Origin of the sequence: Thermobifida halotolerans (genome assembly GCF_003574835.2) — a bacterium.
In the GTDB taxonomy this organism is placed as follows: domain Bacteria; phylum Actinomycetota; class Actinomycetes; order Streptosporangiales; family Streptosporangiaceae; genus Thermobifida; species Thermobifida halotolerans.
Genome location: NZ_CP063196.1, coordinates 735,625 through 758,955, shown reverse-complemented (window position 1 = coordinate 758,955; position 23,331 = coordinate 735,625). Strand labels below are relative to the sequence as shown.

The window sequence follows — 23,331 nt, the reverse complement described above, 5'->3', positions numbered from 1 at the left end:
ACCCCCGGCCCCGCCCGCAAGACAGGAGAAGAGGGGTTCCGGACCACTCCGGAACCCCTCTTCCCGCCCGCAGAAACCGGGATCAGGACCTGGCCAGCGTCCCCAGGTACAGCTCGATCACGTTCGGGTCGCTCAGCAGCTCCCGACCCGTACCGGTGTAGGCGTTGCGCCCCTGGTCCAGCACGTAACCGCGGTCGCAGATCTGCAGGCAGCGCCGCGCGTTCTGCTCCACCATGACCACCGAGACCCCGGTGGAGTTGATCTGCCTGACGCGCTGGAACACCTCCTCCTGGTAGATCGGCGACAGACCGGCCGTGGGCTCGTCCAGCAGCAGCACCGACGGGTTCATCATCAACGCCCGCCCCATCGCCACCATCTGCCGCTCACCGCCCGACAACGACCCGGCCTTGGCCCTGCGCCGCCTGGCCAGCAGCGGGAACAGCTCGGCCACCGCCGCGAACCGCTCGGGCACCTGCTTGGGCCGCAGATACGCCCCCATCTGCAGGTTCTCCTCGATCGTCAACGACGGGAACACGTTGCGCGTCTGCGGAACATAACCCACGCCCTGCCGCACCAACTCGTGCGCGGCCAGCCCCACGATGCTCTCCCCGCGCAGCGACAGCGAGCCGCCGCGCACCGGGATCAGCCCGAAGACCGTCTTGATCAGCGTGGACTTGCCCGCGCCGTTGGGGCCGATGATCGCCACGATCTCGCCCTCCGACAGCGTCAGCGTGCACCCGTTGAGGATGTTCACCCCCGGCACGTATCCGGCCACGAGATCCCGCGCCACCATGAGGTGGCCGCCGTCGTCACCGACCGCCTCCCGCGCGGAGTGCTCCAGGGCCTCCTCGCGCGCGTGCTGGTGGGCCTCGGCAGCCGCCTCGTCCGACGCCGCGCCGTGCTCGTGCTCACTCATGGCTCTCCCCGCTGTCGGTCCCCGCCTGCGACTCCTGGTCGGACTCGTCGTGACCGGCCCCCAGATAGGCGTCGATCACCTGCTGGTTGGCGCGGATGTCCGAGGGACGCCCCTCGGCGATCACCTTCCCCTCCGCCAGCACCACGATCCAGTCGCTGATGCCCATGATGACGTCCATGTCGTGCTCGACGAACAGCACCGTCTTGCCCTCGTCGCGCAGCGCGGTGATGTGCCCCAGCAGCGACTGCACCAGCGCCGGGTTCACCCCCGCCATGGGCTCGTCGAGCATGATCATCGACGGGTCCACCATGAGCGCGCGGGCCATCTCCAGCAGCTTGCGCTGCCCACCGGAGAGACTGCCCGCCATCTCGTCCTTCTTGGCCAGCAGCTTGAAGCGCTCCAGCAACTGCTCGGCCCGCTCCCGGTTGGCCTCCTCCTGCCCGCGCCACACCGGACGCAGGAACGCGCCGAGAATCCGCTCGCCGGTCTGCCCCGGCGCCGCCAGCAGCATGTTCTCCATGACCGTCAGCCGCGTCAGCGCCTTGGTCAACTGGAAGGTGCGGACCATCCCGTTCCGGGCCACCCGGTGCCCGCCCAGGCCGTTCAGTTTCCTGCCCTCGAACGTCCACCGGCCCGCGTCGACCCGGTCGAACCCGGTCAGCAGGTTGAACAGGGTGGACTTGCCCGCGCCGTTGGGGCCGATCAGCGCCGTGATCGTGCCGCGCTGCACCTCCAGGTGCGCCACGTCGACCGCGGTCAGTCCGCCGAAGGAACGCCGCACCCCGGTGGCCACGAGAATCGGATCGGGCTTGGCCACCCCCGGGACCGGCTCCACCCCGGCCATCCGGTCGACCGCGGCCCCGTTCACGTCACTTGACATTGACCAGCATCTCCTTGCGGTTGCCGATGAGCCCCTGCGGTCGGAAGACGATCAGCAGCAGCAGCGCCACACCCACCAGCGCGTGCCGGATGCCCCCGATCTCGGCGCTGGCGATGAACGTGATCGTCCCCGAGGAGGTGAGTTGACGCAGCACACTGTCGGAGGCCGCCAGCAGGAACCACATCACCACCGAGCCCAGCACCGGTCCCAGGGTGCGCCCGGCCCCGCCCAGCAGCAGGATCGCCCACAGGTAGAACGTCACCTGCGGCATGAACTGGTCCGGGGTGATCGTCTGCTGGTAGATCACGAGCATCGCGCCGGCCAGCGCGCCGAACACCCCGCCCAGGACGAGGCTCTGCATCTTGTAGACGAAGACGTTCTTGCCCAGGCTGCGCACCGCGTCCTCGTCCTCGCGGATGCCCTTGATCACCCTGCCCCACGGACTGTGGACCAGCAGCCACATGAGCACGCTGCTCAGCAGCACCAGTCCCCACGCCGCCGTCAGGATCCACATGTCGCGGGCGCTGAAGGTCAGCCACCCGAAACCGTAGGACCCCGACGGGAACGGGTTCAGCTCGTAGAAGCCGCCCGCGAAGCGCTGGAGGCCGTAGACGCCGCCGGTGACGTCGCGGAGGAACTCCGCCCGGTAGACCAGCCGCGCCACCTCCGCCACCGCGATCGTGGCGATCGCCAGGTAGTCGGCGCGCAGCCGCAGCGTCGGAACGCCCAGCAGCAGTGCCAGCACCACCGCGCAGCCGATACCGACCAGCAAGCCCAGCCACAGCGGCAGCCCGAAGGTGGTCACGCTGACCGCGACCCCGTAGCCGCCCACGAGCATGAAGCCCACCTGGCCGAAGTTGAGCAGGCCGGTGTAGCCGAAGTGCATGTTCAGACCGATGGCGGCAAGAGCGTAGACGGCGGCCACCGGACCGACCGCCGAGCGCGTGGCCTCGGCGAGGACCTGCAGAATATCCATCGTCCCTCTCCTAGCCGACCCGCTCGCGCTGGCCCAGGATGCCCTGCGGCCGAACCAACAGCATGATGATCATGAGACCGAGCGCCCACGCGTTCATGAGCTGCGACGGGAACCACAGCGTGGACAGCTGCGCCACCAGGCCGATGACGAGGCCGCCGACCATCGCGCCGTAGGCGGTGCCCAGACCGCCCAGGATGACCGCGGCGAACATCAGCAGCAGCAGGTGGAAGCCCATCTGCCAGTACACGACCTGGTTGAGGCCGTAGAAGACGCCGCCCAGCGCGGACAGGGCGCCGCCCAGCGTCCACACGTACAGCGTCACCCGGTCCACGTCGATGCCCGAGGACTCGGCGAGGTCGCGGTTGTCGGAGACCGCCCGCATCGCCTTGCCGACGCGGGTGAACTGCAGCAGGCAGGCCACCCCCACCAGGACCAGCACCGACAGGACCATGATCGTCAGGTCCCGGGGCGTGATCGAGACCGGTCCCAGCCGCAGCATCTCCTGGAGTTGGAAGTCCGGGTAGGTCATCCGGCTGCCGCCGAAGGCCACCAGCAGGACGTGCCGCAGCACCATCGCCAGACCGATCGAGACGATGAACATCTGGATCAGCGCCACGTTGCGCCTGCGCAGCGGACGCCAGACGAACCGCTCCAGCACCGCGCCCAGCGCCGCGCCGAGCAGGACCGCCAGCAGCGTGGCGACCACCATGGGACGGGCCACGAAGCCCAGTGCCGGACCCACCAGCCAGACGCCCGAGAGCGCGCCGGCGATCGCCGAGTGGAGGTCGGAGAACAGCGCCATGCCGCTGAACAGCAGAGCCATGAGGGCGCCGAAGGTCACCATGTCGCCGTGGGCGAAGTTGGTCAGACCGGTCGTGCCGAAGATCAGGGACAGACCGACCGCGGCGATGGCGATGATGAGTCCGTAGAGCAGTCCGGCGACGGTGAGCTGGATGACCTTGGTGCCGAAGGAGGAGTTCGCGGAGACCCCCGGCGCGGTCGCCACGCCCTCGGCGTCGTCTCCCGCGGTCTCCTCGGCAGCGCCGTCCTCGGCGTCGCTGTGTGTGGGGGACGGTGCGGAGCCCTCCCCCTCTCCGGGGTGGGCGAGGGCGAAGATCACGGTGCGTTGCTGCCCCGGCCGGACGTTGACGTCGGTGTGTTCGGCCCCCGGCTGCTCGGCGACGACGAACTCCTCGGGGACGGACCCCTCGTCCAGTACGACGCGGTAGTCACCCGGTCCGGGCAGCTCCACTTCCCATCTTCCCTCAGAGTCGGTGGTCGCCGTCCCGATCTCCTCGTCTCCCTGGAAGACCGTGATGTCGATGCCCTCGACGGTCTCGGGTTGACGGATCTGGCCGTTCAGCGTCTCACCGCCCTGGGTGTCTGCCGCCGCCGCGGCCGTGGCCGCCAGGATGGCGGCGACCACGGCGAGCAGGACAGTCACGAGGCGTCTGCGCACGTGCGCTCCCTTGCGCATCTCGAGGAGGCCCCTGGGGCTTACCCACGGGCCGTGCTGGTTGTTTCGGTGGCGCGAGTTTAGCCCGGTTTAGGCGGTTCGTTCAGGATCGCTAAAGCCACGTGACCCAAACGTCACTGCTTCGTGCGCAACCGTGACGCAATCGGAACACTTCTGCGTTTGACCTACTTTCCCGACAAAGGTGGCAAAAAGGGCCGCCCGCACTCCGGCGGACGGCCCTGGCCTGTCGGGGAGGGAACGCTTCTCCCGGGGGGGCTACTGGTCACCGAGCGTCTCCACCACGGTCTCGGCCACCCTGCGCATCGTGAGCCTGCGGTCCATGGAGTTCTTCTGGATCCACCGGAACGCCTCGGGTTCGCTGAGACCGTGCCTGCTCTGCAGCAGCCCCTTGGCGCGTTCGACGATCTTGCGGGTCTCCAGGCGCTCGTTCAGTCCGGTGACCTCGGCCTCCAGCGCGGCGATCTCCGCGTAGCGACTGACCGCCATCTCGATGGCGGGCACCAGGTCGGTCTTGGTGAAGGGCTTGACCAGGTAGGCCATCGCCCCGGCGTCGCGTGCCCGCTCCACCAGGTCGCGCTGGGAGAACGCGGTCAGGATGACCACGGGCGCGATCCGCTCGGCGGCGATCCGCTCGGCGGCGGACAGTCCGTCGAGGACGGGCATCTTGATGTCGAGGATGACGAGGTCGGGCCGCAACTCGGTGGCGAGGCGGACGGCGGTCTCCCCGTCCCCGGCCTCCCCCACGACCTCGTAGCCGTCCTCCTCGAGCATCTCCTTCAGATCCAGTCGGATCAGGGCCTCGTCTTCCGCGATCACCACGCGGCTCTGCGTCTGCGTCACAGACATAGAGGGTACAGAGATCCGCTAAGATGGTCTGCACCACCGGGGAGGTCAATCCAGTCGGACGAGGCCCCCTTGTCGATCCCCCTGAGGCGGGGACAACAAAATATTTTCACCAAATCGCTTGACAAACCAATAGAGCCCCGGTAATCCAATTGGCAGAGATGGTGGATTCAAAATCCATACAGTGTCGGTTCGAATCCGACCCGGGGTACTCTGTCCCGAATGAAGGCCACCTGCCACAGGTGGCTTTTCTTGTTCGGCCGGTTCCGCTTCCAGGAAGTTCTCCACAGCACCCTCGACCGTCGAACGCGGGTACGAGAAACAGTTGGTCACGGAGACACGCACCCTCTCCGCATTCGCCGCCAGGCGGTCTCCATGTGTCACTCCGGCCTGTCCGTCAGTGAGGTCAGCCGTCGGACCGGAACTTCCCGCGCGGCCATCCGCGACCGGGCCGTCGATCCCGAGAAACCGGAGAGACAGGAATCCGAGACCTGTGTGCGCCGCGCTCCGGTTCCAGGCCCGCCGGATCTCCAACCTGCCTCTGGTTACCTGCTCGGCCTCTACCCCGGTGACGGCCGCATCAGCTACGCGGGGACCGGGAGAAGGGGGTGTGGGCTCTTCGCATCTTCTGCGCCGCCTCCTGGCCCGGTCTCATACGCGAGTGCGTCGACACTCTCCAAGCGGTCCTGCCCCACCACAGGACCGGCACCGTTTCCAAGACGGGGCGCACCGAGGTGGCCGCCCGGTGGAGGCACCGGCCCTGCCTCTTTCCGCAGCACGGTCCTGGGAGGAAACACGACCGCAGGATCGAACCGGCCTCCCGGCGACGCGACATCGCCGACCGCCATCCCGAGGAGTTGATCCGCGGCCTGCTCCGCTCCGACGGCTGCCGCGCCACCAACCGGGTCCGCCGCACGGTCGGCGCGGAGTGGAAGTACCACGAGTATCCGCGGTACTTCTTCTCCAGCACCTCCGAGGAGATCATCGGTCTGCTCGGGGAGGCCCTGGACCGTCTCGGGGTCCGGTGGTCCCTGCGGTTCCGTGACAACGGGCCGCACAGGCGGTCCGGAATCCTCTCCGTGGCCGAGCGGAAATCCGTGGCGCTCCTCGACTCCTTCGTCGGACCCAAGCACTGATCAGTGCTGTTACCTGCGCTTTTCTGGACGCTCCGGGGCATAGCGGGTCACATCACGGCCACAACCTGAGTACAACATGCCGCTTTGGTTTCCGTCGCTGGTCACGGTCATCGATCCTGGAAGCGTCGGGTTTTCTCTGTGTCCTGCCGCGGACGGCGGGGAAGGGAGTGACGGGTGTTCACCGCGGTGGCCGGGATCGTGGGCGCGTTGGCGATCGGCGCGTGGGCCGTGGTGTCGTGGGCGTCCAGGCGCCGCCTGCCGTGGCTGATGGCTCCCCTGGCGCTGCTCGCCGTGGTGCTCGTCGTCTCCGGGCTGCCCGGATGGGCGCTGCTGCCCGTGGCCGCCCTGGTCGCGGGGACGTTCGCCGAACTGGTCGTGGGCGCCCGCGAGGCTCCCGCGCTGCGCACCGGGAATCCCGACGCTGCGCTGAGCACCGAACGGTGGGCGGCGGCGGTGGCCGCGCCGTTCCGGGTGGCACTGGCCGAGCCGTGGGACGTGGTGGTGCGGCCCCAGCTGCGGTGGCGCTACCGCCGGACGTTCACCAGGGAGCGGGGGATCACCGACCGCGCGGAGCTGCTGGCCGAGATCGAGCGGCTCTGGGACGAGCTGCACGCCGCCGCCGACACCGACCTGTTCGTGGACCTGCGTTCGGGTGTGGCGCGCAGCCGCCGCTCCGACGGTTCGCGGCCCGACCAGACGTTGGTGCTCACCCCCGAGCAGGTGGCGCGGCTGCGGCAGGTCGCGGGGGCGCAGGAGTCCGCCGACTCGGTGGTCGTGGGCGCCTACCAGTGGTGGCGGGCGGTGTATCTGGTCCCGCTGATCTGCGGCGGCGCGACGCTGGACTGGCTGAGTCCGGTGGAGACGCAGCGCCTGCTGCGCCGGGTGGCCTCGGACCTGCAGCGCCGTTTCGGGGGGTGGAGTCAGTTGTCGGCGGCCTTCCACGCCGGGTTCCTGCTGGAGCGTGGCGGCCCGTCGACGGTGGGAGCGGACCGGATGTGGACGGCGCTGGGGCTGTTGACCACCGATCCGGCGAGTCCGTGGCGGCTGCTGCCGTGGGACATGCCGCTGGAGCGGGTGCCCGCGGGCGACCGGGGCGAGGCGCGCCGCTGAGGGGCCGCCGCTTCCCCGTGGGGGCCGGGCTCCCCGGTCGGGGTGCGACGTGGTCACCCCGCCGGGGAACATGTCCGGCGGTGGCTCACCGGTTGGTGATGGCGTCACCCATGCGGTGCACTCGGAGCATGTTGGTGGAGCCCTGGGTTCCGGGCGGGCTTCCGGCGACGATGACGACCTTGTCGCCCTTCTGGTAGCCCATGTCCAGCAGTTCGGTCTCGACCTGGCGGACCATGTCGTCGGTGTTGTCCACCCACGGCACGAGGTGGGTCTCCACCCCCCAGGTGAGGGAGAGCTGGAAGCGGGTGGCGGACTCGGTGGTGAAGGCCAGCAGCGGGATGGGCGAGCGGTAGCGGGCCAGTCGGCGCGCGGTCTCGCCGCTGCTGGTGAAGGCCACCAGGGCCTTGGCGCCGACGGTGGCGCCGACCTCGGCCGCGGCGCGGGCGATGGAGCCGCCGACGGTCTCGGGGACGCGGTTGAGGATGTGCGAGGCGCGCAGGGACTCCTGCTCGGCGGCGGCGACGATGCGCGCCATGGTCTGCACGGTCTCGACGGGATACTTCCCGACGCTGGTCTCACCGGAGAGCATGACGGCGTCGGCGCCGTCGAGGACGGCGTTGGCCACGTCGGAGGCCTCGGCGCGGGTGGGTCGGGGCGCGCCGATCATGGACTCGAGCATCTGGGTGGCGACGATGACCGGCTTGGCCTTGTCACGGCAGCGTTCGACGGCGCGCTTCTGCACCATGGGGACGTTTTCCAGGGGCAGTTCGACGCCGAGGTCGCCGCGGGCGACCATGACCCCGTCGAAGGCCTCGATGATGTCCTGGAGGCGCTCGACGGCCTGGGGTTTTTCGATCTTGGCGATGAGGGGCACGCGCACGCCCACCTCGTCCATGATCCGGTGGACGTCTTCGGCGTCGGCGGGGCTGCGGACGAAGGACAGCGCGACCAGGTCGACGCCCTGCTCGAGTGCCCAGCGCAGGTCGCGTTCGTCCTTCTCGGTCAGGGCGGGGACGGCGACGGAGACGCCGGGGAGGTTGAGGCCCTTGTGGTTGGAGACCGGTCCGCCGATGATGACGCGGGTGTGGACGTCGGTGCTGGAGCTCTTGACGCATTCGAGGACGACGCGGCCGTCGTCGATGAGGACGCGGTCGCCGGGGCGGACGTCGCCGGGGAGTCCCTTGTAGGTGGTGGAGACCCGGTGGCGGTCGCCGGGGACGTCGTCGACGGTGATGGTGAACTCGTCGCCGGGGTTCAGGTCGACCGGTCCGTCGGCGAAGGTGCCGAGGCGGATCTTGGGGCCCTGGAGGTCGGCGAGGATGCCGACGCTGCGTCCGCTGGCCTCGGCGGCGGCGCGGACGTTGGCGTAGTTGGCGCGGTGGTCGTCGTGGGTACCGTGGCTGAGGTTGAGTCGCGCTACGTCCAGCCCGGCCTCGACGAGCTTGCGGAGGGTCTCCGGGCTCGACGTGGCCGGGCCGAGGGTCGCGACGATTTTTGCTCGACGTGTCACGTGTAACACTTTAGAGCTTCTCGGATGCCGATTGGTCTAAACCAGGTTGCGAGTAGGCGTCACGCAGCCGACTTCGCCGCGAACGTGCTGACCAGAGCCTTGTTGAAGACGGGCAGGTCCTTCGGGCCGCGGCTGGTGACGAGCTCGTTGGGGCCGTCGGTGGACACGACGACCGGTTCGTCGACCCAGGTGGCTCCCGCGTTGGTCAGGTCGGTGCGCAGGCTCGGGTAGGAGGTGAGGGTGCGGCCTCGGACGACGTCGGCTTCGATGAGGGTCCACGGGGCGTGGCAGATGGCGGCGACGGGCAGTCCGGCGTCGAAGAAGCCGCGGACGAGGTCGACGGCGCCCCGTTGGGTGCGCAGGTAGTCGGGGTTGGCCACGCCCCCGGGCAGCAGGAGTGCGTCGAAGTCGCGGACGTTGACCTCGTCGACGGTGAAGTCCACGGCGAAGGTGTCGGCCCGGTCGAGGTGGTTGAAGCCCTGGATGCGTCCGCCCGTGGTGGAGATGAGGCGGGGCTGGCCGCCGGCCTGCTGGACCGCCTTCCAGGGGTCGGTGAGTTCGACCTGTTCGGTTCCCTCGGGGGCGACGAGCACGGCGACGACGGCTCCGTTGAGTTCGTTGGCCATGGTGCTGTTCCTCCCGGTCGGGTGGGTTTCTGCGGTCGTGGGTCCCCTGCCCGGTCATCGGACGTTCATGCGTCGCCGGGGCGGGGGCACGGTGGGCGGGGTGGGGCGGGGGACACGTCCGTGGGCGCTCAGGGTGAGCAGGTGACGCACGGTGAGGTCGCCGCGCCGTTCGGCGTCGGGTCCGGCGGCCCAGGTGCGGGTGAGCGGCCAGCCGCCGTCGGTGTCCTGGGTGGCGATCAGCGCGTCGAGGTGGGCGTCGATCTCGGCGTCGGTGAAGAGGGTGCAGGCGAGGTCGTCGGGGCGGCGGGCGAGGTCCAGCGGGGTGTGGACGCGTCCCTGGGCGGCCGGGTCGGTGTCGACGACGGCGCGGATCACGGAGGCCAGGCGGGTGGTCTCGGCGCGGGCGCGGGCGCGGTCGGGGGCGTGGTGCAGGAAGACGCACACCGCGTCGGCCTCCTCGGCGTCGGTCCAGCGGAGGGTGCGGATCCGGCCCCAGCAGAAGGCGGTGGCGCGGTCCCGCCAGGGGCCGGTGATGTGGTGCTTGTGGAGCAGTCCGGCGATGGCGGCGGTGGGGTTGAGGGATCCGGTGAAGTCGCGGCGGTCGCGCCACCAGGGTGCGACCTCGGTGTAGCGGACGTTGGGCAGGACGGGAGGCACTCCTCCGTCGGGCCGGGTGACGCCGGTGAGGTAGCGGCAGAGCCCCCTGACGGTGTCGGCGGGCAGGGCGCCGAGTTCGTCGAGGAGGCGCAGGGCCCGTGCGGTGGCGAGGGGTTGGCTGCCGTGGCCGCGCAGTTCGGGTTCGAGGGCGTTGCCGTAGCCTCCGTCGATGTTGCGGTAGGTGTCGAGGACGGCGAGGGCGGCGCGGGGCGGGTCGCCCTGGAAGTGGTGGGCGTAGCGGTAGCGGTCCAGGAGTCGGGCGTTGCGGGCGATGAAGTGCTCGGCCGCGTACAGCATGTCCCGTGTGGCGGTGCCCATGGTGGACACGTGCCCCCGGGGGGCGGTTCAAACCCAGTGCCGGGAGTTTGGGAGAGGCGGCGGGGTGTTCCGGGGGTGTGGTGCTGGTCGGCTGCGGTGGGGCGGGTCGTCCCGGGGCCGGGGTGCTGTGGTGCGGGCTCGCCGGTGGGGTGCGGGTGGGTCGGCGCCGGGGTGCCTCCCCACTCCTGCGCCGCCCCGTGGTGGGGCCGCCCGGGGCCTGGGGTGGAACACCTCGCCCGCCCAGCTTCCCGGTCGTGGGTTCACACCTGCTCGGGGGTCTTTTCCGTGCTGTTTTTGCGGTTCAGCGCATGGCGGGGGATGATTCGCGGGTGCGGTGGGCGCGGCGGCGGGCGAGCAGGGCGGCTCCGATCCAGGACAGGGCGACGACCGCCGCGGCGGCCAGTTGTGTTTCGCGCAGGTGCTCGGCGGGGTAGACGACGCCGGTGAGGTAGTGGGAGATGAAGCCTTCGGTGCCCAGCCCCTCCTGTCCGGCGTTGACGCGGCCCCAGTGTTCCAGCCAGGTCAGCGGACAGAGCCAGCCGACGACGGTGACTCCCAGACCGTAGGCGGCGGCCGCCAGGTGCGGCCAGATCGCCTGGGGCCAGCGCCAGACCAGGAAGCCGCCGCAGACGACGTAGGCGAGGAAGGCGAAGTGGAGGGCCATGGCGGCCTCGGCCACGATGAGATATCCCATGTCCGAGAAGTTACCTACCGTCGCGGGTCCGGGGCATCGGGGTCTTCACCGGTCGGCGGCCTCGGGTCCGCTCCGGCGCCCGCTTTCCTGGTCCGTGTGCCGGTCAGTGCGGCGTTGAGGAGGGTGAGCGGGGCCGTCTGCGGGCGCGGCGGCGGGCGAACCAGGCTCCGATCCAGGACAGCACGACGACGACCGCCACGGCCAGTTGCACCCGGGGCAGGTGCTCGGCGGGGTAGACGACGCCGGTGAGGTAGTGGGAGATGAAGCCTCCCGGGTCCAGTCCCTCCTGTCCGGCCCTGGCGCGGGCCCACTCCTCCAGCCAGGTGAGCGGGCAGGGCCAGCCGATGACGGCGATGCCCAGACCGTAGGCGGCGGCCGCCAGGTGCGGCCAGATCATCTTGGGCCAGCGCCAGACCAGGAAGCCCCCGCAGACGAGGTAGGCGAGGAAGGCGAAGTGGACCACCATGGCGGCGTCGGCCAGCAGGGCGTACACCATGCCTGGACGCTACCCGGGAACACCGGTCCGATACCGGGACCGCCCCCCCCGGGATGGTGGTCGGCGACGGGCCGAGGGCCGCCCCGGGGCGGCCCTCGGCTGGGTGTCGCTGTGTGCCGCGGCGGGTCAGACGGTCAGCGGCCGTGCGGTCGGCGGGATCGCGGTGGGCAGGCTGGTGCTGCCGGACAGGTAGGCGTCGACCGCGGCGGCGGCGCTGCGTCCCTCGGCGATGGCCCACACGATGAGGGACTGGCCGCGGCCCATGTCTCCGGCGCAGAAGACGCCTTCGACGCTGGTGGCGTAGTCGGTGCCGCGCTTGACGTTGCCGCGTCCGTCGAGTTCCACGCCGAGCTGCTCCAGCAGGCCCTCCTTCTGCGGGCCGAGGAAGCCCATGGCGAGGGTGACGAGCTGGGCGGGGATCTCGCGTTCGGTGCCGGGGACCGGTTCGAAGCCCCTGTCGGTGCGGTTGACCTCGACCAGCTTGAGGGCGCGCACGTTGCCCTCGTCGTCACCCAGGAACTCCAGGGTGTTGACCGAGTACAGGCGCTTGCCGCCCTCCTCGTGGGCGCTGGTGACCTTGTAGACCATCGGCATGGTCGGCCACGGCTGGCTGTCGGGCCGTTCGGCCGGGGGCTTGGGCATGATCTCCAGTTGGGTGACGGAGGCCGCGCCCTGGCGGTGGGCGGTGCCCACGCAGTCGGCACCGGTGTCGCCGCCGCCGATGACGACGACGTGCTTGCCCTCGGCGGTGATGGGCGGGGTGTCGAAGTCACCCTCCTGCACCCGGTTGGCCAGGGGCAGGTACTCCATGGCCTGGTGGACGCCGTTGAGTTCGCGGCCCTTGGCGGGCAGGTCGCGCCAGGCGGTGGCGCCGCCCGCGAGAACGACGGCGTCGTGGTCGGCGCGCAACTGCTCGGCGCTGAGGTCCACGCCGACGTTGACGCCGGTGCGGAACTCGGTGCCTTCGGCGCGCATCTGGGCGAGGCGCCGTTCGACGTGCCGCTTCTCCATCTTGAACTCGGGGATGCCGTAGCGCAGCAGTCCGCCGACGCGGTCGGCACGCTCGTAGACGGTCACGGTGTGCCCGGCGCGGGTGAGCTGCTGGGCGGCGGCGAGTCCGGCGGGGCCGGAGCCGATGACGGCGACCCTCTTGCCGGTGCGCACGGTGGGCGGCTCGGGGCGCACCCAGCCTTCCTCCCAGGCGCGGTCGATGATGGAGACCTCGACGTTCTTGATGGTGACGGCGGGCTGGTTGATGCCCAGGACGCACGCCGACTCGCACGGGGCCGGGCACAGCCGGCCGGTGAACTCGGGGAAGTTGTTGGTGGCGTGCAGCCGTTCGATCGCCTCACGCCAGTCGTGCCGGTAGACCAGGTCGTTCCACTCGGGGATGAGGTTGCCCAGGGGGCAGCCGTTGTGGCAGAACGGGATGCCGCAGTCCATGCAGCGCGACGCCTGCTTGATGAGGGTGCCGCGGTCGAAGTCCTCGTAGACCTCGCGCCAGTCCTGGATCCGGATGTCCACCGGGCGGTGCCTGGGCAGCTCCCGGTCGGTGATCTTGAGGAAGCCCTTGGGGTCGGCCATGTCTCTTCGTCCCTCCTTTCTGGGGTGTGTGTCAGGACTGGGCGGCGGCCATGATGGCCTCGGCCACGTCGCGTCCGTCGCGTTCGGCTTCGGCCCGGGCGTTCAGGACGCGCTTGTAGTCGCGCGGCATGATCTTGGCGAAGCGTTCGACGGCGATGTCGAAGTCGGCGAGGAGCCGCTGGGCCACGGTGGAGCCGGTCTCGGCGTGGTGGCGGGTCAGGACGTCCTCCAGGAAGGCGCGGTCGGTGTCGTCGAGCGGGTCGATGTCGACCATCTCGGTGTTGACGCGGCCTTCGTCCAGGTCGAGGACGTAGGCGATGCCGCCGGACATGCCGGCCGCGAAGTTGCGTCCGGTGCGTCCCAGGATGACGGCGCGTCCACCGGTCATGTACTCGCAGCCGTGGTCGCCGACGCCCTCGACGACGGCCAGCGCGCCGGAGTTGCGGACGCAGAACCGTTCGCCGACGATGCCGCGGAGGAACAGCTCACCGGAGGTGGCTCCGTAGGCGATGACGTTGCCGGCGATGATGTTGTCCTCGGCGGTGAACTGGATGTCGTCGGCGGGGCGCACGATGACGCGTCCGCCGGACAGTCCCTTGCCGACGTAGTCGTTGGCGTCGCCGACCAGGCGCAGCGTGACGCCCCTGGGCACGAACGCGCCGAAGGACTGTCCCGCCGAGCCGGTGAAGGTGATGTCGATGGTGTCGTCGGGCAGGCCCTCGGCGCCGTAGCGCTTGGTGACCTCGTGTCCGAGCATGGTGCCGACGGTGCGGTTGACGTTGCGCACCGGCAGGTCCAGCTTGAGCGGGGTGCCGAAGTCGAGGGCGCCCTCGGACAGTTGGATGAGGGTGTTGTCGAGGGCCTTCTCCAGGCCGTGGTCCTGGGTGCGGATCTGGCGGCGGTGGTCGCTGTCCCAGGGCTGCACCTGGTGCAGGACCGGGGCCAGGTCGAGTCCGGTGGCCTTCCAGTGGTCGACGGCGTCGCGGGTGTCGAGCAGTTCGACGGCGCCGATCGCCTCGTCGAGGCTGCGGAAGCCGAGGGCGGCCAGGTACTCGCGGACCTCCTCGGCGATGAACTCGAAGAAGTTGACGACGAACTCGGGCTTGCCGTTGAAGCGCTTGCGCAGCTCGGGGTTCTGGGTGGCCACGCCCACCGGGCAGGTGTCCAGGTGGCACACGCGCATCATGACGCAGCCGGAGACCACGAGCGGCGCGGTCGCGAAACCGAACTCCTCGGCGCCCAGCAGGGCGGCGATGATGACGTCGCGGCCGGTCTTGAGCTGGCCGTCGACCTGCACCACGATGCGGTCGCGCAGGCCGTTGCGCAGCAGGGTCTGCTGGGTCTCGGCCAGGCCGAGCTCCCAGGGTGTTCCGGCGTGCTTGATCGAGGTGAGCGGGGAGGCGCCGGTTCCGCCGTCGTGCCCGGAGATCAGCACCACGTCGGCGTGGGCCTTGGACACGCCCGCGGCCACGGTGCCCACTCCGGCCTCGGAGACCAGCTTGACGTGGACGCGCGCCGACGGGTTGGCGTTCTTCAGGTCGTGGATGAGCTGGGCGAGGTCCTCGATGGAGTAGATGTCGTGGTGCGGCGGCGGGGAGATGAGGCCGACGCCGGGGGTGGAGTGCCGGGTGTCGGCGACCCACGGGTAGACCTTGTGGCCGGGCAGCTGGCCGCCCTCGCCGGGCTTGGCGCCCTGGGCCATCTTGATCTGGATGTCGTCGGCGTTGGTCAGGTAGTGCGAGGTGACGCCGAAGCGGCCGGAGGCCACCTGCTTGATGGCGCTGCGCCGCAGGTCCCCGTTGGGGTCGGGGGTGAAGCGGCGGGGGTCCTCGCCGCCCTCGCCGGTGTTGGACTTGCCGCCGAGCCGGTTCATGGCGATGGCGAGCGTCTCGTGGGCCTCGGCGGAGATGGAGCCGTAGGACATGGCGCCGGTGGAGAAGCGCCTGACGATCGAGGAGACCGGCTCGACCTCCTCGACCGGCACGGGCTCGCGCACGCCCTCCTTGAGCCGGAACAGGCCGCGCAGGGTCATGAGGGTCTCGGCCTGCTCGTCGACCTTGGAGGTGTACTCCTTGAAGATCTCGTAGCGCCGGGTCCGGGTGGAGTGCTGGAGCTTGAAGACCGTCTCGGGGTTGAACAGGTGCGGTTCGCCCTCGCGGCGCCACTGGTACTCGCCGCCCACGGCCAGTCGGCGGTGGTCGGCGGGGTTGGGCGCGTAGGCGGCGGCGTGGCGGACGCGCGTCTCCTCGGCGAGGACGTCGAAACCGACGCCGCCCAGGCGGGAGGTGGTGCCGGCGAAGGCGCGCTCGATGACCTCCTCGCCGAGGCCGAGGGCCTCGAAGATCTGCGCGCCGGTGTAGGAGCTGACGGTGGACACGCCCATCTTGGACATGATCTTCAGCACGCCCTTGCCGAACGCCTTGACGGTGTTGCGGGAGGCGGTCTCGGGGTCGAGGCCCGAAATGACGCCGCGCTCGGCGAGGTCGCGGACGGTGGCCAGGGCCAGGTAGGGGTTGACCGCGGACGCGCCGTAGCCCAGCAGCAGGGCGACGTGGTGGCATTCGCGGACGTCGCCGGCCTCGACGACGAGGCCGACCTCGGTGCGGGTCTTCTCGCGGACCAGGTGGTGGTGGACCGCGCCGGTGAGCAGCAGCGACGGGATGGGCGCGTGGTCGGCGTCGGCTCCGCGGTCGCTGAGGACGATGATGTGCGCGCCGTCGGCGATGGCCTGGGACACCTCGGCGCAGATCTCGTCGAGGCGCGCGGTGAGGGCCTTGCCGCCGCCCGCCACGGGGTAGACGCCCCTGACGACGTGGGCGCGGAAGGCGGGGTCGCCGTCGGGGCCGCCGGCCTCGATGATGGCGGCGAGCTGGGAGCCCTGGATGATCGGGGTCTCCAGCGCGATGCGGCGGCAGTCCTCCGGGTCGGGGGACAGCACGTTCTCCTCGGCGCCCAGCGCCGCCTTCAGGCTGGTGACGAGCTCCTCGCGGATGGCGTCCAGCGGCGGGTTGGTGACCTGCGCGAAGTTCTGCGAGAAGTAGTCGAAGAGCTGGCGGGAGCGGCTGGACAGCACGGCGACGGGCGTGTCGGTGCCCATGGAGCCGATGGCCTCGGCGCCGGTGCGCGCCATGGGGGTGAGCAGGAGGCGCAGTTCCTCCTCGGTGTAGCCGAAGACCCGCTGGTGGTGGACGATGTCGTCGACGGGGGCGGGGGTGGCGGCGGGCAGGTCCTCCAGGCGTACGACGTTGTCGGCGAGCCACTCGGCGTAGGGATGCTCGGCGGCGAGTTCGGCCTTGAGCTCCTCGTCCTCGATGATGCGGCCCTGGGCGGTGTCCACCACGAAGATGCGGCCGGGCTGGAGGCGGCCCTTGCGGACGACGCGCTCGGGGGCGATGTCGAGGACGCCGACCTCGCTGGCCATGACGACGAGGCCGTCGTCGGTGACCCAGTAGCGGCCGGGGCGCAGGCCGTTGCGGTCCAGGACCGCGCCGATGAGGGTGCCGTCGGTGAAGGTGACGGAGGCGGGGCCGTCCCAGGGCTCCATGAGCATGGAGTGGAACTCGTAGAAGGCCCGCACCGCCGGGTCCATCTCGGTGTGGTTCTCCCACGGTTCGGGGATCATCATGAGCACCGCGTGCGGCAGCGACCGGCCGCCCAGGTGCAGCAGTTCGAGGGCGGCGTCGAAGGACGCGGTGTCGGAGTCCTCGGTGTCGACGATGGGGAAGATCCGGGAGATGTCGCCGGGCAGCAGGTCGCTGGCGAGGGTGGCCTCGCGGGCGCGCATCCAGTTGCGGTTGCCCTTGACGGTGTTGATCTCGCCGTTGTGGGCGATGTAGCGGAACGGGTGCGCCAGCGGCCACGACGGGAAGGTGTTGGTGGAGAAGCGCGAGTGCACCAGTGCCAGGCCCGAGGCGTAGCGGCGGTCGGACAGGTCCGGGAAGAAGGGCTCCAACTGGGGCGTGGTCAGCATGCCCTTGTAGGTGATGGTGCGCGGCGACAGGCTCGCGAAGTAGACGCCGACCTCGTGCTCGGCGCGCTTGCGCACGCAGTAGGCGTGGCGCTCCAGTTCGATTCCGGTGAGCCCCTCGGTGGGGGTGCCGGGGCGGCCGGCGAGGAACAGTTGGCCGAAGAACGGCATGTTCTCGCGGGCGACGGGGCCGCAGTACTGGGGTTCGAAGGGAAGGTCGCGCCAACCGAGGACGGTCAGGTTCTCCTCGTCGGCGATGCGGCCGATGGCGGCGACGGCCTCGGAGCGCGCGGCGGCCTCGGTGGGCAGGAACGCGATGCCGACGGCGTAGGCGCCCGCCTCGGGAAGTTCGAACCCGCAGGTCTCGCGGTAGAGCTCGTCGGGGATCTGGGTGAGGATTCCCACGCCGTCGCCGTCTTCGGGGTCGGCTCCGGACGCGCCGCGGTGGTCGAGGTTGCGCAGGACGGTCAGCGCCTTCTCGACGATGTCGTGGCTGCGACGACCGGAGAGGTCGGCGACAAAACCGACGCCGCAGGAGTCGTGTTCGTAGGAGCTGTCGTACAGGCCCTCGGAAGTGGTCTTCGCGTTCGGTCGGACCGTCGAACGCCGCACCTGGCCAGCAGGCATCTACCCTCCTGTCGTCTTTCTCTGAGCTTCACAGAAAGCGCAGTTCGGGACGACGTTGGCCCTGCTGCGTCGACGCGGTGGTCGTGCTGCCCGACACCTGTTCGCGCGGATTCGGGGTCGATCGGTCCGCGGGACACTCCATCGTGACCGTCGGTGCCTGCTCGGGCAGTGCGCCACCCGCCGGTGACTCACTTCTTGGTGGTCCAGTTCCCACTGTAGCTTGAGGTCTAGACCATGGGTCGTCGCGGTACGACGCTGTCCACCTGCGCGGTACTCCCCCTCGTGGGGGACGTGTCCGCGGTGCCGCGTGGTTGCCGCGGCTTGCGACTATGTATCCCACAGATGACGCCGCGAAACCTCTTTTGTGAAAAGGCATGCGTGACGACCGCTGGCAAGCTTACATGCTCGTAATATGTCCTCCTCACCCGCCCCGGCGGTCGCGGTCCGTGCCCCGGCGGGACTTTGTCACCCCCCGGACCGCGGAAGGGCCTCGGCGAGTCGGCGCAGCGCGGCGTCGAGTTCCCCGAAGCGGTGCAGCGGCAGGTCCAGCAGGGTGTGGCCGGACAGCCACGGCAGTGCCGCGGCGACGTTGGTGCGGGCCCACTTCTTGTTGACGGGCCGCCCCGAGCGGGCCGCGGCCTGGACGAGTCCTTCGCGCAGGACGGAGGCCACCGAGCCGTGGGCGCGTTCGCGGAGGCGGTGGGCGAGCCAGGCGGCGGTGTCGGCGGTGTCGTGCGGCTCCGGTGCGGCGCCCACCCGGATGACGGTGTGGCGCGGGTCGGGGACGGCGTGCCGGAACTCCAGGGGGCGGTGCGGGCCGACGACGCGGCGCAGCGCGTCCCGGCCCGCCTCGTCGCGGACCTGGGCGGCGTGCGATCCCACCACGACGCGCAGGTTTCCGGCTGCCGCGGCCAGGATCACCCGTTCGGTCAGGGCCTCGGCCCCGCCGGTCAGGTTCACCGCCGCGCACCGGGCGGTCACCGGTGCGGACAGCCAGGTCGCCAGGGGGACGCGGCGGGCGCCCTCGGGCAGCGCCTCCCGCGGCCAGTCGCCGACGAAGACGTCGGGGTCGGCGTCGGCCCACACGGAGGGCGCACTCCGGGCGGTGATCGACTCGGTCGACTCCCTGGCGTTGGTTCCCTGGCTGTAGATGCGCGCCGTCGAGGGGGCCTTGCGTCCGCCGACGGGTGTGCGCGTGGTGGCGCGCAGGACGTACAGGTCGCTGGCCGCGCCGATGGCTTCGGCTCCCAGGTAGCGGTTGAAGTCCGGCCAGATCGCCTCGACGGCGAGGTGGAGTCGGACCAGGCGTTCCTGGACGCGGGCGGTCAGGGCCGGGGTGGTCTCGCTCGCGCCGTAGGCGAGGAGCACCCGCGTGCTCCTGGGGTCGGCCGCTCCCTCGAGGCCGCGTCGGACGAACAGTTCCACGCCCTCGGGGGTGTAGGGCGGGTCGGTGAAGACCAGGTCCGCGCTGGCGTGTACGGCCGGGGGCAGGCCGATGCGCAGGTCGGCGAAGTGGCAGCGGACCTTCCGGCCGAGTCGGGCCGCGGCGGCGTCGATGTAGCCGAGCATGCGCTCGTCGATGTCCACCACGATCGCCTCGGCGTCGGGGCACAGCAGGGTCAGGGCCAGGGAGGTGAGGTCGTGGTCGCCCACGCACAGCAGGCGCGCGCCGTCCATGGTGAAGCGGGTGGTGAGGAACAGGGCGCGGCGCAGCGCCGTGCGGGCGGTGGCGGACACGTGGTCCAGGTCCGCGCGGGGTGGGGGCGCCTCGGCGACCAGCCGCCGCAGTTCGGTTTCGGTGTCGGCGTGTGCGGCGAGCAGGTGGCCGACGGGGTCGGCGAGGCGGGGCAGGTCGGTGAGGGGGGCGTAACGTGCGGGGTCGCGCAGGCGGACGCGGTCGCCGTCGCGGTCGAGTTCGGGGTCGACGGCGGCGAGGGTCTCGACGACCACCCGGTGGGCCACCGCGGTGGCGCGTACGAGGTCGCGTGCGGTCCACCAGCGTCCGTCGGCGAGGGCGGCCAGGACCAGGTGGCCGCGCACGGCGTGCACGCCCCGCTCGGCGAGCGGGGCGTGCGGTGCGGTGTCGCGGGTCATGGGGCGGGAATCATCCGGTGCCCTGGGGGGCACCCGCGCCCTCTCCGGCGCCCTCGGTGCCCGTGCCCTCGGTGCCGGTTCCGGTGCCCTCGGCGCCGGTGTCCCCGGTGTCGGTCCCGGTCGCGTCCTCCTCGGCTCCCGTCCCGGTCCCGGTGTCCTGCCCGTTGCTTTCCAGGAAGTTCTTGCGCTCGTTGATCCGCTGGTAGATGGGCATGTCGAAGCGGCTCAGCGTGACCAGGGGGTCCTGGAGGACCTCGACCTCCTCGGCGGAGGCGGAGTCCTTGGACTGCACCCACAGCACGAGCAGGTAGTGGCCGTTGACGGTGGCCTCGGCCGAGCTGTAGCCCGTGCCGAGGGCGTCGAAGGGCGCCTCGGAGCTGGGCGGGAGCAGGAAGCCGCCCCCCTCGCTCCCCTCGGCGGCCTCCTCGTCCTCGGAGGGGTCCAGTCCCTTCGCGAGCGTGCGGGACGCCTCGACGTCGCGGAGTTTGAAGACCGCCGCGACACCGATGTGGTCGGCGGAGACGTAGCCGCCGCGCACCACCTGCGAGCAGTCGGCGCTCTCCACCGCGGCCAGGGCTCTGGAACCCCACACCGCCTCGGTGCAGTCCTCGGTGATGGACTGGGCCTGGAGGGTGAAGGCCAGGTCTCCGGAGCCGATGTCGGAGTCGCCCTCCGCGAAGAAGTCGCGTTCGGTGAAGGGACGCGGGTCGTCGTCGCGGTTGGCCAGGAGTTCGTTGGCCTGCCCTGACTCGTAGACCTGGTACCGGTTGGGCATGGCCGTGACGGCCGTCGGTTCTCCCGGGCCGGTGAACCGCATGACCGCGACCACGGCCACCGCGGCCACGGCGACGACCAGCACACCGATGAGGACCGGCACCACGGGGAAGCGTCTGCCCGCGCGTCGACCGCCTCTGCGGCGGCGGGTCCCCCGGCTCCGCCCAGAACGCTCCTGGGGGGTGCTCGCGGGGGGCTTCCTGCGTCGGCCGGGGGCGCCGGACACGGGCGACTCGGTAGGTGACACCTGTGACCTCTTCGGTGAGCGGATGGTTGGGGAGGGGCTGTAGGGAAGGATAGAGGACTCGTCGGCGGCCCGCCCCGGGATCGGCGGGGCCGCGCCGGTCTCAGTCCTCCTCTCCTTCCTTGGCGTCGCGGACCTGCTCGTAGACCACGAGGGCGGCGTCCATGGCGGCGACGTTGAGGGTCGCCATGGAGTCGTCGCCGGAGGGTTCCGCGCCGTCGGCGCGGGCCACCCAGAAGACCGCGACGTAGTGTCCCATGGCCTGGGCGGTGGCCTGGCTGTAGCCGGTGTGCAGGCCTTCGATGCCGTCCGCCATGGGCAGCAGGAAGCCCGGCTCGGTGTCGGAGTCCAGGCTCTGCAGGGTGGCGCTGGCGGCATCGGCGTCCGCCAGGTCGAAGAGTGTGAACTGTGCCACGTACTCGTCGTTCTCGTCCTGGTAGACACCGCGGGCCGCGGAGACGCAGGAGCCGGTGGACAGGGTCTGGGCGAGCTGGTCGCCCCACACCAGCGCGGTGCAGGTGTCGGTGACCTCGGAGTCGCGCAGGGTCAGCTCCATGCCGCTCAGGGACAGTTCCTGGACCGACCCGAAGATCTGCTCCTCGGTGAGGGGCTCGGCGTCGGGGGCGCGTTCGGCGATGGGCTCGAAGATGTCCTGCTGCTCCTGGGCGTGGAACAGTTCGGGGCGCAGGGTGCTGTGTCCGGCGGGCGGTTCGACGATGGGCGCGGGCCCCTGGTTGGTGGCCGCCTGGGGGTTGAGCACCTGGAAGACGAGCGCGGCCAACAGGGCGAGCAGGGAGATGACCGCCATGACCAGCAGCGCGATCAGCACGTAGGTGCCGTGTTTTTGGCGGCTCTGCTCGGCGAGGGTGTAGACGACCTGCTCGGGACGGTCGCCCAGCACGGTGACCCTGCGCAGCGCCGACGCGGAGAACCGGGAGACGTGGTCGACGGTCCTGGGCTTCCTGGTGCGGGCGGAGCGCCGGGAGGCGTCGGAGGCGCCCCTGCTCCCGGCCGTGGGTTCGTCCGCGGCGGCGGTTTTTGCGCCGCTGTGCTTCCTGGCGCCCCGTTTGGCCGCGGCCTGCTTGATCCGTCCGGTGGAGCGGCGGCCTCCGCGGGACTTCCGGCGCGCCTTGGCGGAGCGGGGTTCGGCCTCGGGAGGGTCGTCGTGGTCGTCCGGACGGTGTTCGGTGACGGTCCGGCGCCCCGAGCCGCCGCGGGCCCGGTTCCCTGCGGAGTCGGCGTTGTGCAGCTTCACGTACTCATCCAATGGGTGCGGGCCCCTCGCGGCGGTGCCGCGAGGGGGAGAACGTCGTGCGTCAGTTCCGCGACTCGTCTTCTCGGGTCGTGGACTCGGTTGGACCGTTGTCGGCGGCGTCGCCGCCCGGCGACGACGACCGGGATCCCGACCGCACGGCCGCCTCCTCGTCGGAGAGCGCCCCGGTGGCCGGGACGGTGTCCTGGTCCTCCTCGTCGGGGTCGGCTCCGATCAACTGGGTGCCCTCGTCCTCGCCCTCGGGCAGCACCCGGGAGGAGAACTTGTCGAGTCGCCTTCCGGCCCACACGAAGTAGGCGAGCGCGCCGAGGAGGACCAGGAGGGAGGTCCAGTTGTTGAGGCGCAGCCCGAGAACCTCGTGGGCGGGGTCGACCCGCAGGTACTCGATCCAGAACCGTCCCACACAGTAGCCCATGACGTAGAGCGCGAACAGTCGTCCGCCGCGCAGCGCGTCTCCGTAGCGCCGTCCCAGCCAGGCGAGCACGACCGCCAGCGCCAGGCACCACAGGGACTCGTACAGGAACGTCGGGTGGTAGGTCTCGGCGCCGGGGATCACCCCCGGGCGCGGGAGGCCGTTCTCCAGGTAGGGGTCCACCTCCAGGGCCCACGGCAGGTCGGTGGGGGCGCCGAACAGCTCCTGGTTGAAGTAGTTGCCCCAGCGTCCGAAGGCCTGCGCCAGCGGGATGGCCGGGGCGATCGCGAACGACAGCTGCGACAGCGACAGGCCGCGCCGGTGCGCCACCCACCACACGCCCAGCGCGCCCAGCGGGATCGCCCCCCAGATGCCCAGGCCGCCGTTCCAGATGTAGAGGGCCGAGACGGGGTTGTCGTCGGGGCCGAAGTAGAGCTGGTAGTCGGTGATGACGTGGTAGATGCGTCCGCCGACGAGACCGAGGAGCACCGCGGGCACCGCGAGGTCCATGATCGTGCCGGGTCGGCCGCCCATGGCCGCCCAACGGCGTTCGCTCCAGTAGACCGCGACGATGACCCCGGCCAGGATGCACAGCGCGTAGAAGTGGATCTTCAGCGGACCCAGTTCGATGGCGTTCGTGCCGGGGCTGGGAATAGCCGCGAGGGCGCGGCCGAGGTCGGCCGCGCCCGCGGTGGTGCTCAACGGAATCGTCATTGC

General features: G+C 70.8%; 18 protein-coding genes and 1 tRNA gene. 3 read left to right on the top strand and 16 right to left on the bottom strand.

Translation table 11 applies throughout. The annotated features are described in order from the left end of the window. Positions 1–82: 82 nt before the first annotated feature. The 5 genes from NI17_RS03405 to NI17_RS03385 all read right to left on the bottom strand — a co-directional run bounded on the left by NI17_RS03405 (position 83) and on the right by NI17_RS03385 (position 5,068). Positions 83–916, bottom strand: a complete 834-nt coding sequence (locus NI17_RS03405) for an ABC transporter ATP-binding protein (protein ID WP_068689481.1) — start codon at positions 914–916, stop codon at positions 83–85. Then, complete coding sequence (locus NI17_RS03400) at positions 909–1,796, bottom strand: ABC transporter ATP-binding protein (RefSeq protein ID WP_234401764.1); 888 nt, start codon at positions 1,794–1,796, stop codon at positions 909–911. Before NI17_RS03400 ends, NI17_RS03405 begins: the two co-directional genes overlap by 8 nt. Beyond that, positions 1,786–2,772 carry a branched-chain amino acid ABC transporter permease gene (locus NI17_RS03395; RefSeq protein ID WP_068689484.1) on the bottom strand — a complete coding sequence of 329 codons (987 nt, stop codon included), beginning with the start codon at positions 2,770–2,772 and terminating at the stop codon, positions 1,786–1,788. The genes NI17_RS03400 and NI17_RS03395 overlap by 11 nt, the downstream gene beginning before the upstream one ends. Before the next feature lie 10 nt (positions 2,773–2,782). Continuing rightward, entirely contained in the window at positions 2,783–4,231 is a 1,449-nt protein-coding gene (locus tag NI17_RS03390; protein ID WP_234401765.1) for a branched-chain amino acid ABC transporter permease, read from the bottom strand. Positions 4,232–4,504: 273 nt separating this feature from the next. Next, complete coding sequence (locus NI17_RS03385) at positions 4,505–5,068, bottom strand: ANTAR domain-containing response regulator (protein WP_068689830.1); 564 nt, start codon at positions 5,066–5,068, stop codon at positions 4,505–4,507. Positions 5,069–5,229: 161 nt separating this feature from the next. Between NI17_RS03385 and NI17_RS03380 the strand changes: the two genes are divergently transcribed. The 3 genes from NI17_RS03380 (at position 5,230) to NI17_RS03370 (ending at position 7,338) form a co-directional block, all read left to right on the top strand. After that, positions 5,230–5,303 (top strand) — tRNA-Leu (locus NI17_RS03380). Between the two features lie 397 nt (positions 5,304–5,700). Then, complete coding sequence (locus NI17_RS03375) at positions 5,701–6,228, top strand: hypothetical protein (protein ID WP_084012491.1); 528 nt, start codon at positions 5,701–5,703, stop codon at positions 6,226–6,228. 174 nt (positions 6,229–6,402) lie between these two features. Next, positions 6,403–7,338 (top strand): DUF1266 domain-containing protein, encoded by a 936-nt coding sequence (locus tag NI17_RS03370; protein WP_068689488.1) that lies wholly within the window; start codon positions 6,403–6,405, stop codon positions 7,336–7,338. Between the two features lie 85 nt (positions 7,339–7,423). On the opposite strand, the gene pyk is transcribed toward NI17_RS03370, so the two are convergent. The 11 genes from pyk to lgt form a co-directional block, all read right to left on the bottom strand. Continuing rightward, the gene (gene pyk, locus NI17_RS03365) at positions 7,424–8,848 is read right to left on the bottom strand and encodes a pyruvate kinase (RefSeq protein ID WP_068689490.1); all 1,425 of its coding nucleotides are present in this window, start codon (positions 8,846–8,848) and stop codon (positions 7,424–7,426) included. Positions 8,849–8,907: 59 nt separating this feature from the next. Then, positions 8,908–9,474: a type 1 glutamine amidotransferase domain-containing protein gene (locus NI17_RS03360; RefSeq protein WP_068689492.1), complete on the bottom strand. Its 567-nt coding sequence runs from the start codon at positions 9,472–9,474 to the stop codon at positions 8,908–8,910. 54 nt (positions 9,475–9,528) lie between these two features. After that, complete coding sequence (locus NI17_RS03355; protein ID WP_068689494.1) at positions 9,529–10,449, bottom strand: prenyltransferase; 921 nt, start codon at positions 10,447–10,449, stop codon at positions 9,529–9,531. 301 nt (positions 10,450–10,750) lie between these two features. After that, positions 10,751–11,143 (bottom strand): DUF2784 domain-containing protein, encoded by a 393-nt coding sequence (locus tag NI17_RS03350; protein WP_068689496.1) that lies wholly within the window; start codon positions 11,141–11,143, stop codon positions 10,751–10,753. Positions 11,144–11,246: 103 nt separating this feature from the next. Continuing rightward, positions 11,247–11,639 (bottom strand): DUF2784 domain-containing protein, encoded by a 393-nt coding sequence (locus tag NI17_RS03345; protein WP_068689498.1) that lies wholly within the window; start codon positions 11,637–11,639, stop codon positions 11,247–11,249. A gap of 126 nt (positions 11,640–11,765) precedes the next feature. Then, positions 11,766–13,223, bottom strand: a complete 1,458-nt coding sequence (locus NI17_RS03340; protein ID WP_068689500.1) for a glutamate synthase subunit beta — start codon at positions 13,221–13,223, stop codon at positions 11,766–11,768. Positions 13,224–13,254: 31 nt separating this feature from the next. Then, on the bottom strand, positions 13,255–17,817 hold the full coding sequence (gene gltB / locus NI17_RS03335; RefSeq protein WP_068689502.1) for a glutamate synthase large subunit: 4,563 nt from the start codon (positions 17,815–17,817) through the stop codon (positions 13,255–13,257). A gap of 465 nt (positions 17,818–18,282) precedes the next feature. Next, positions 18,283–19,911, bottom strand: a complete 1,629-nt coding sequence (locus NI17_RS03330; protein WP_119267914.1) for a bis-aminopropyl spermidine synthase family protein — start codon at positions 19,909–19,911, stop codon at positions 18,283–18,285. Positions 19,912–19,921: 10 nt separating this feature from the next. Then, positions 19,922–20,791 carry a hypothetical protein gene (locus NI17_RS03325; RefSeq protein ID WP_243597599.1) on the bottom strand — a complete coding sequence of 290 codons (870 nt, stop codon included), beginning with the start codon at positions 20,789–20,791 and terminating at the stop codon, positions 19,922–19,924. Positions 20,792–21,032: 241 nt separating this feature from the next. Continuing rightward, on the bottom strand, positions 21,033–22,184 hold the full coding sequence (locus NI17_RS03320; protein WP_234401768.1) for a hypothetical protein: 1,152 nt from the start codon (positions 22,182–22,184) through the stop codon (positions 21,033–21,035). 61 nt (positions 22,185–22,245) lie between these two features. Beyond that, complete coding sequence (gene lgt, locus NI17_RS03315; protein ID WP_068689508.1) at positions 22,246–23,328, bottom strand: prolipoprotein diacylglyceryl transferase; 1,083 nt, start codon at positions 23,326–23,328, stop codon at positions 22,246–22,248. Positions 23,329–23,331: the final 3 nt, after the last annotated feature.

What these genes read in the sequence shown, in the direction of transcription:
- lgt (WP_068689508.1), bottom strand. Translation starts at nt 23,328, where the DNA reads ATGACGATTCCGTTGAGCACCACCGCGGGCGCGGCCGACCTCGGCCGC.
- NI17_RS03350 (WP_068689496.1), bottom strand. Translation starts at nt 11,143, where the DNA reads ATGGGATATCTCATCGTGGCCGAGGCCGCCATGGCCCTCCACTTCGCC.
- NI17_RS03360 (WP_068689492.1), bottom strand. Translation starts at nt 9,474, where the DNA reads ATGGCCAACGAACTCAACGGAGCCGTCGTCGCCGTGCTCGTCGCCCCC.
- NI17_RS03330 (WP_119267914.1), bottom strand. Translation starts at nt 19,911, where the DNA reads ATGACCCGCGACACCGCACCGCACGCCCCGCTCGCCGAGCGGGGCGTG.
- NI17_RS03400 (WP_234401764.1), bottom strand. Translation starts at nt 1,796, where the DNA reads ATGTCAAGTGACGTGAACGGGGCCGCGGTCGACCGGATGGCCGGGGTG.
- NI17_RS03405 (WP_068689481.1), bottom strand. Translation starts at nt 916, where the DNA reads ATGAGTGAGCACGAGCACGGCGCGGCGTCGGACGAGGCGGCTGCCGAG.
- NI17_RS03340 (WP_068689500.1), bottom strand. Translation starts at nt 13,223, where the DNA reads ATGGCCGACCCCAAGGGCTTCCTCAAGATCACCGACCGGGAGCTGCCC.
- gltB (WP_068689502.1), bottom strand. Translation starts at nt 17,817, where the DNA reads ATGCCTGCTGGCCAGGTGCGGCGTTCGACGGTCCGACCGAACGCGAAG.
- NI17_RS03355 (WP_068689494.1), bottom strand. Translation starts at nt 10,449, where the DNA reads ATGGGCACCGCCACACGGGACATGCTGTACGCGGCCGAGCACTTCATC.
- NI17_RS03345 (WP_068689498.1), bottom strand. Translation starts at nt 11,639, where the DNA reads ATGGTGTACGCCCTGCTGGCCGACGCCGCCATGGTGGTCCACTTCGCC.
- NI17_RS03395 (WP_068689484.1), bottom strand. Translation starts at nt 2,772, where the DNA reads ATGGATATTCTGCAGGTCCTCGCCGAGGCCACGCGCTCGGCGGTCGGT.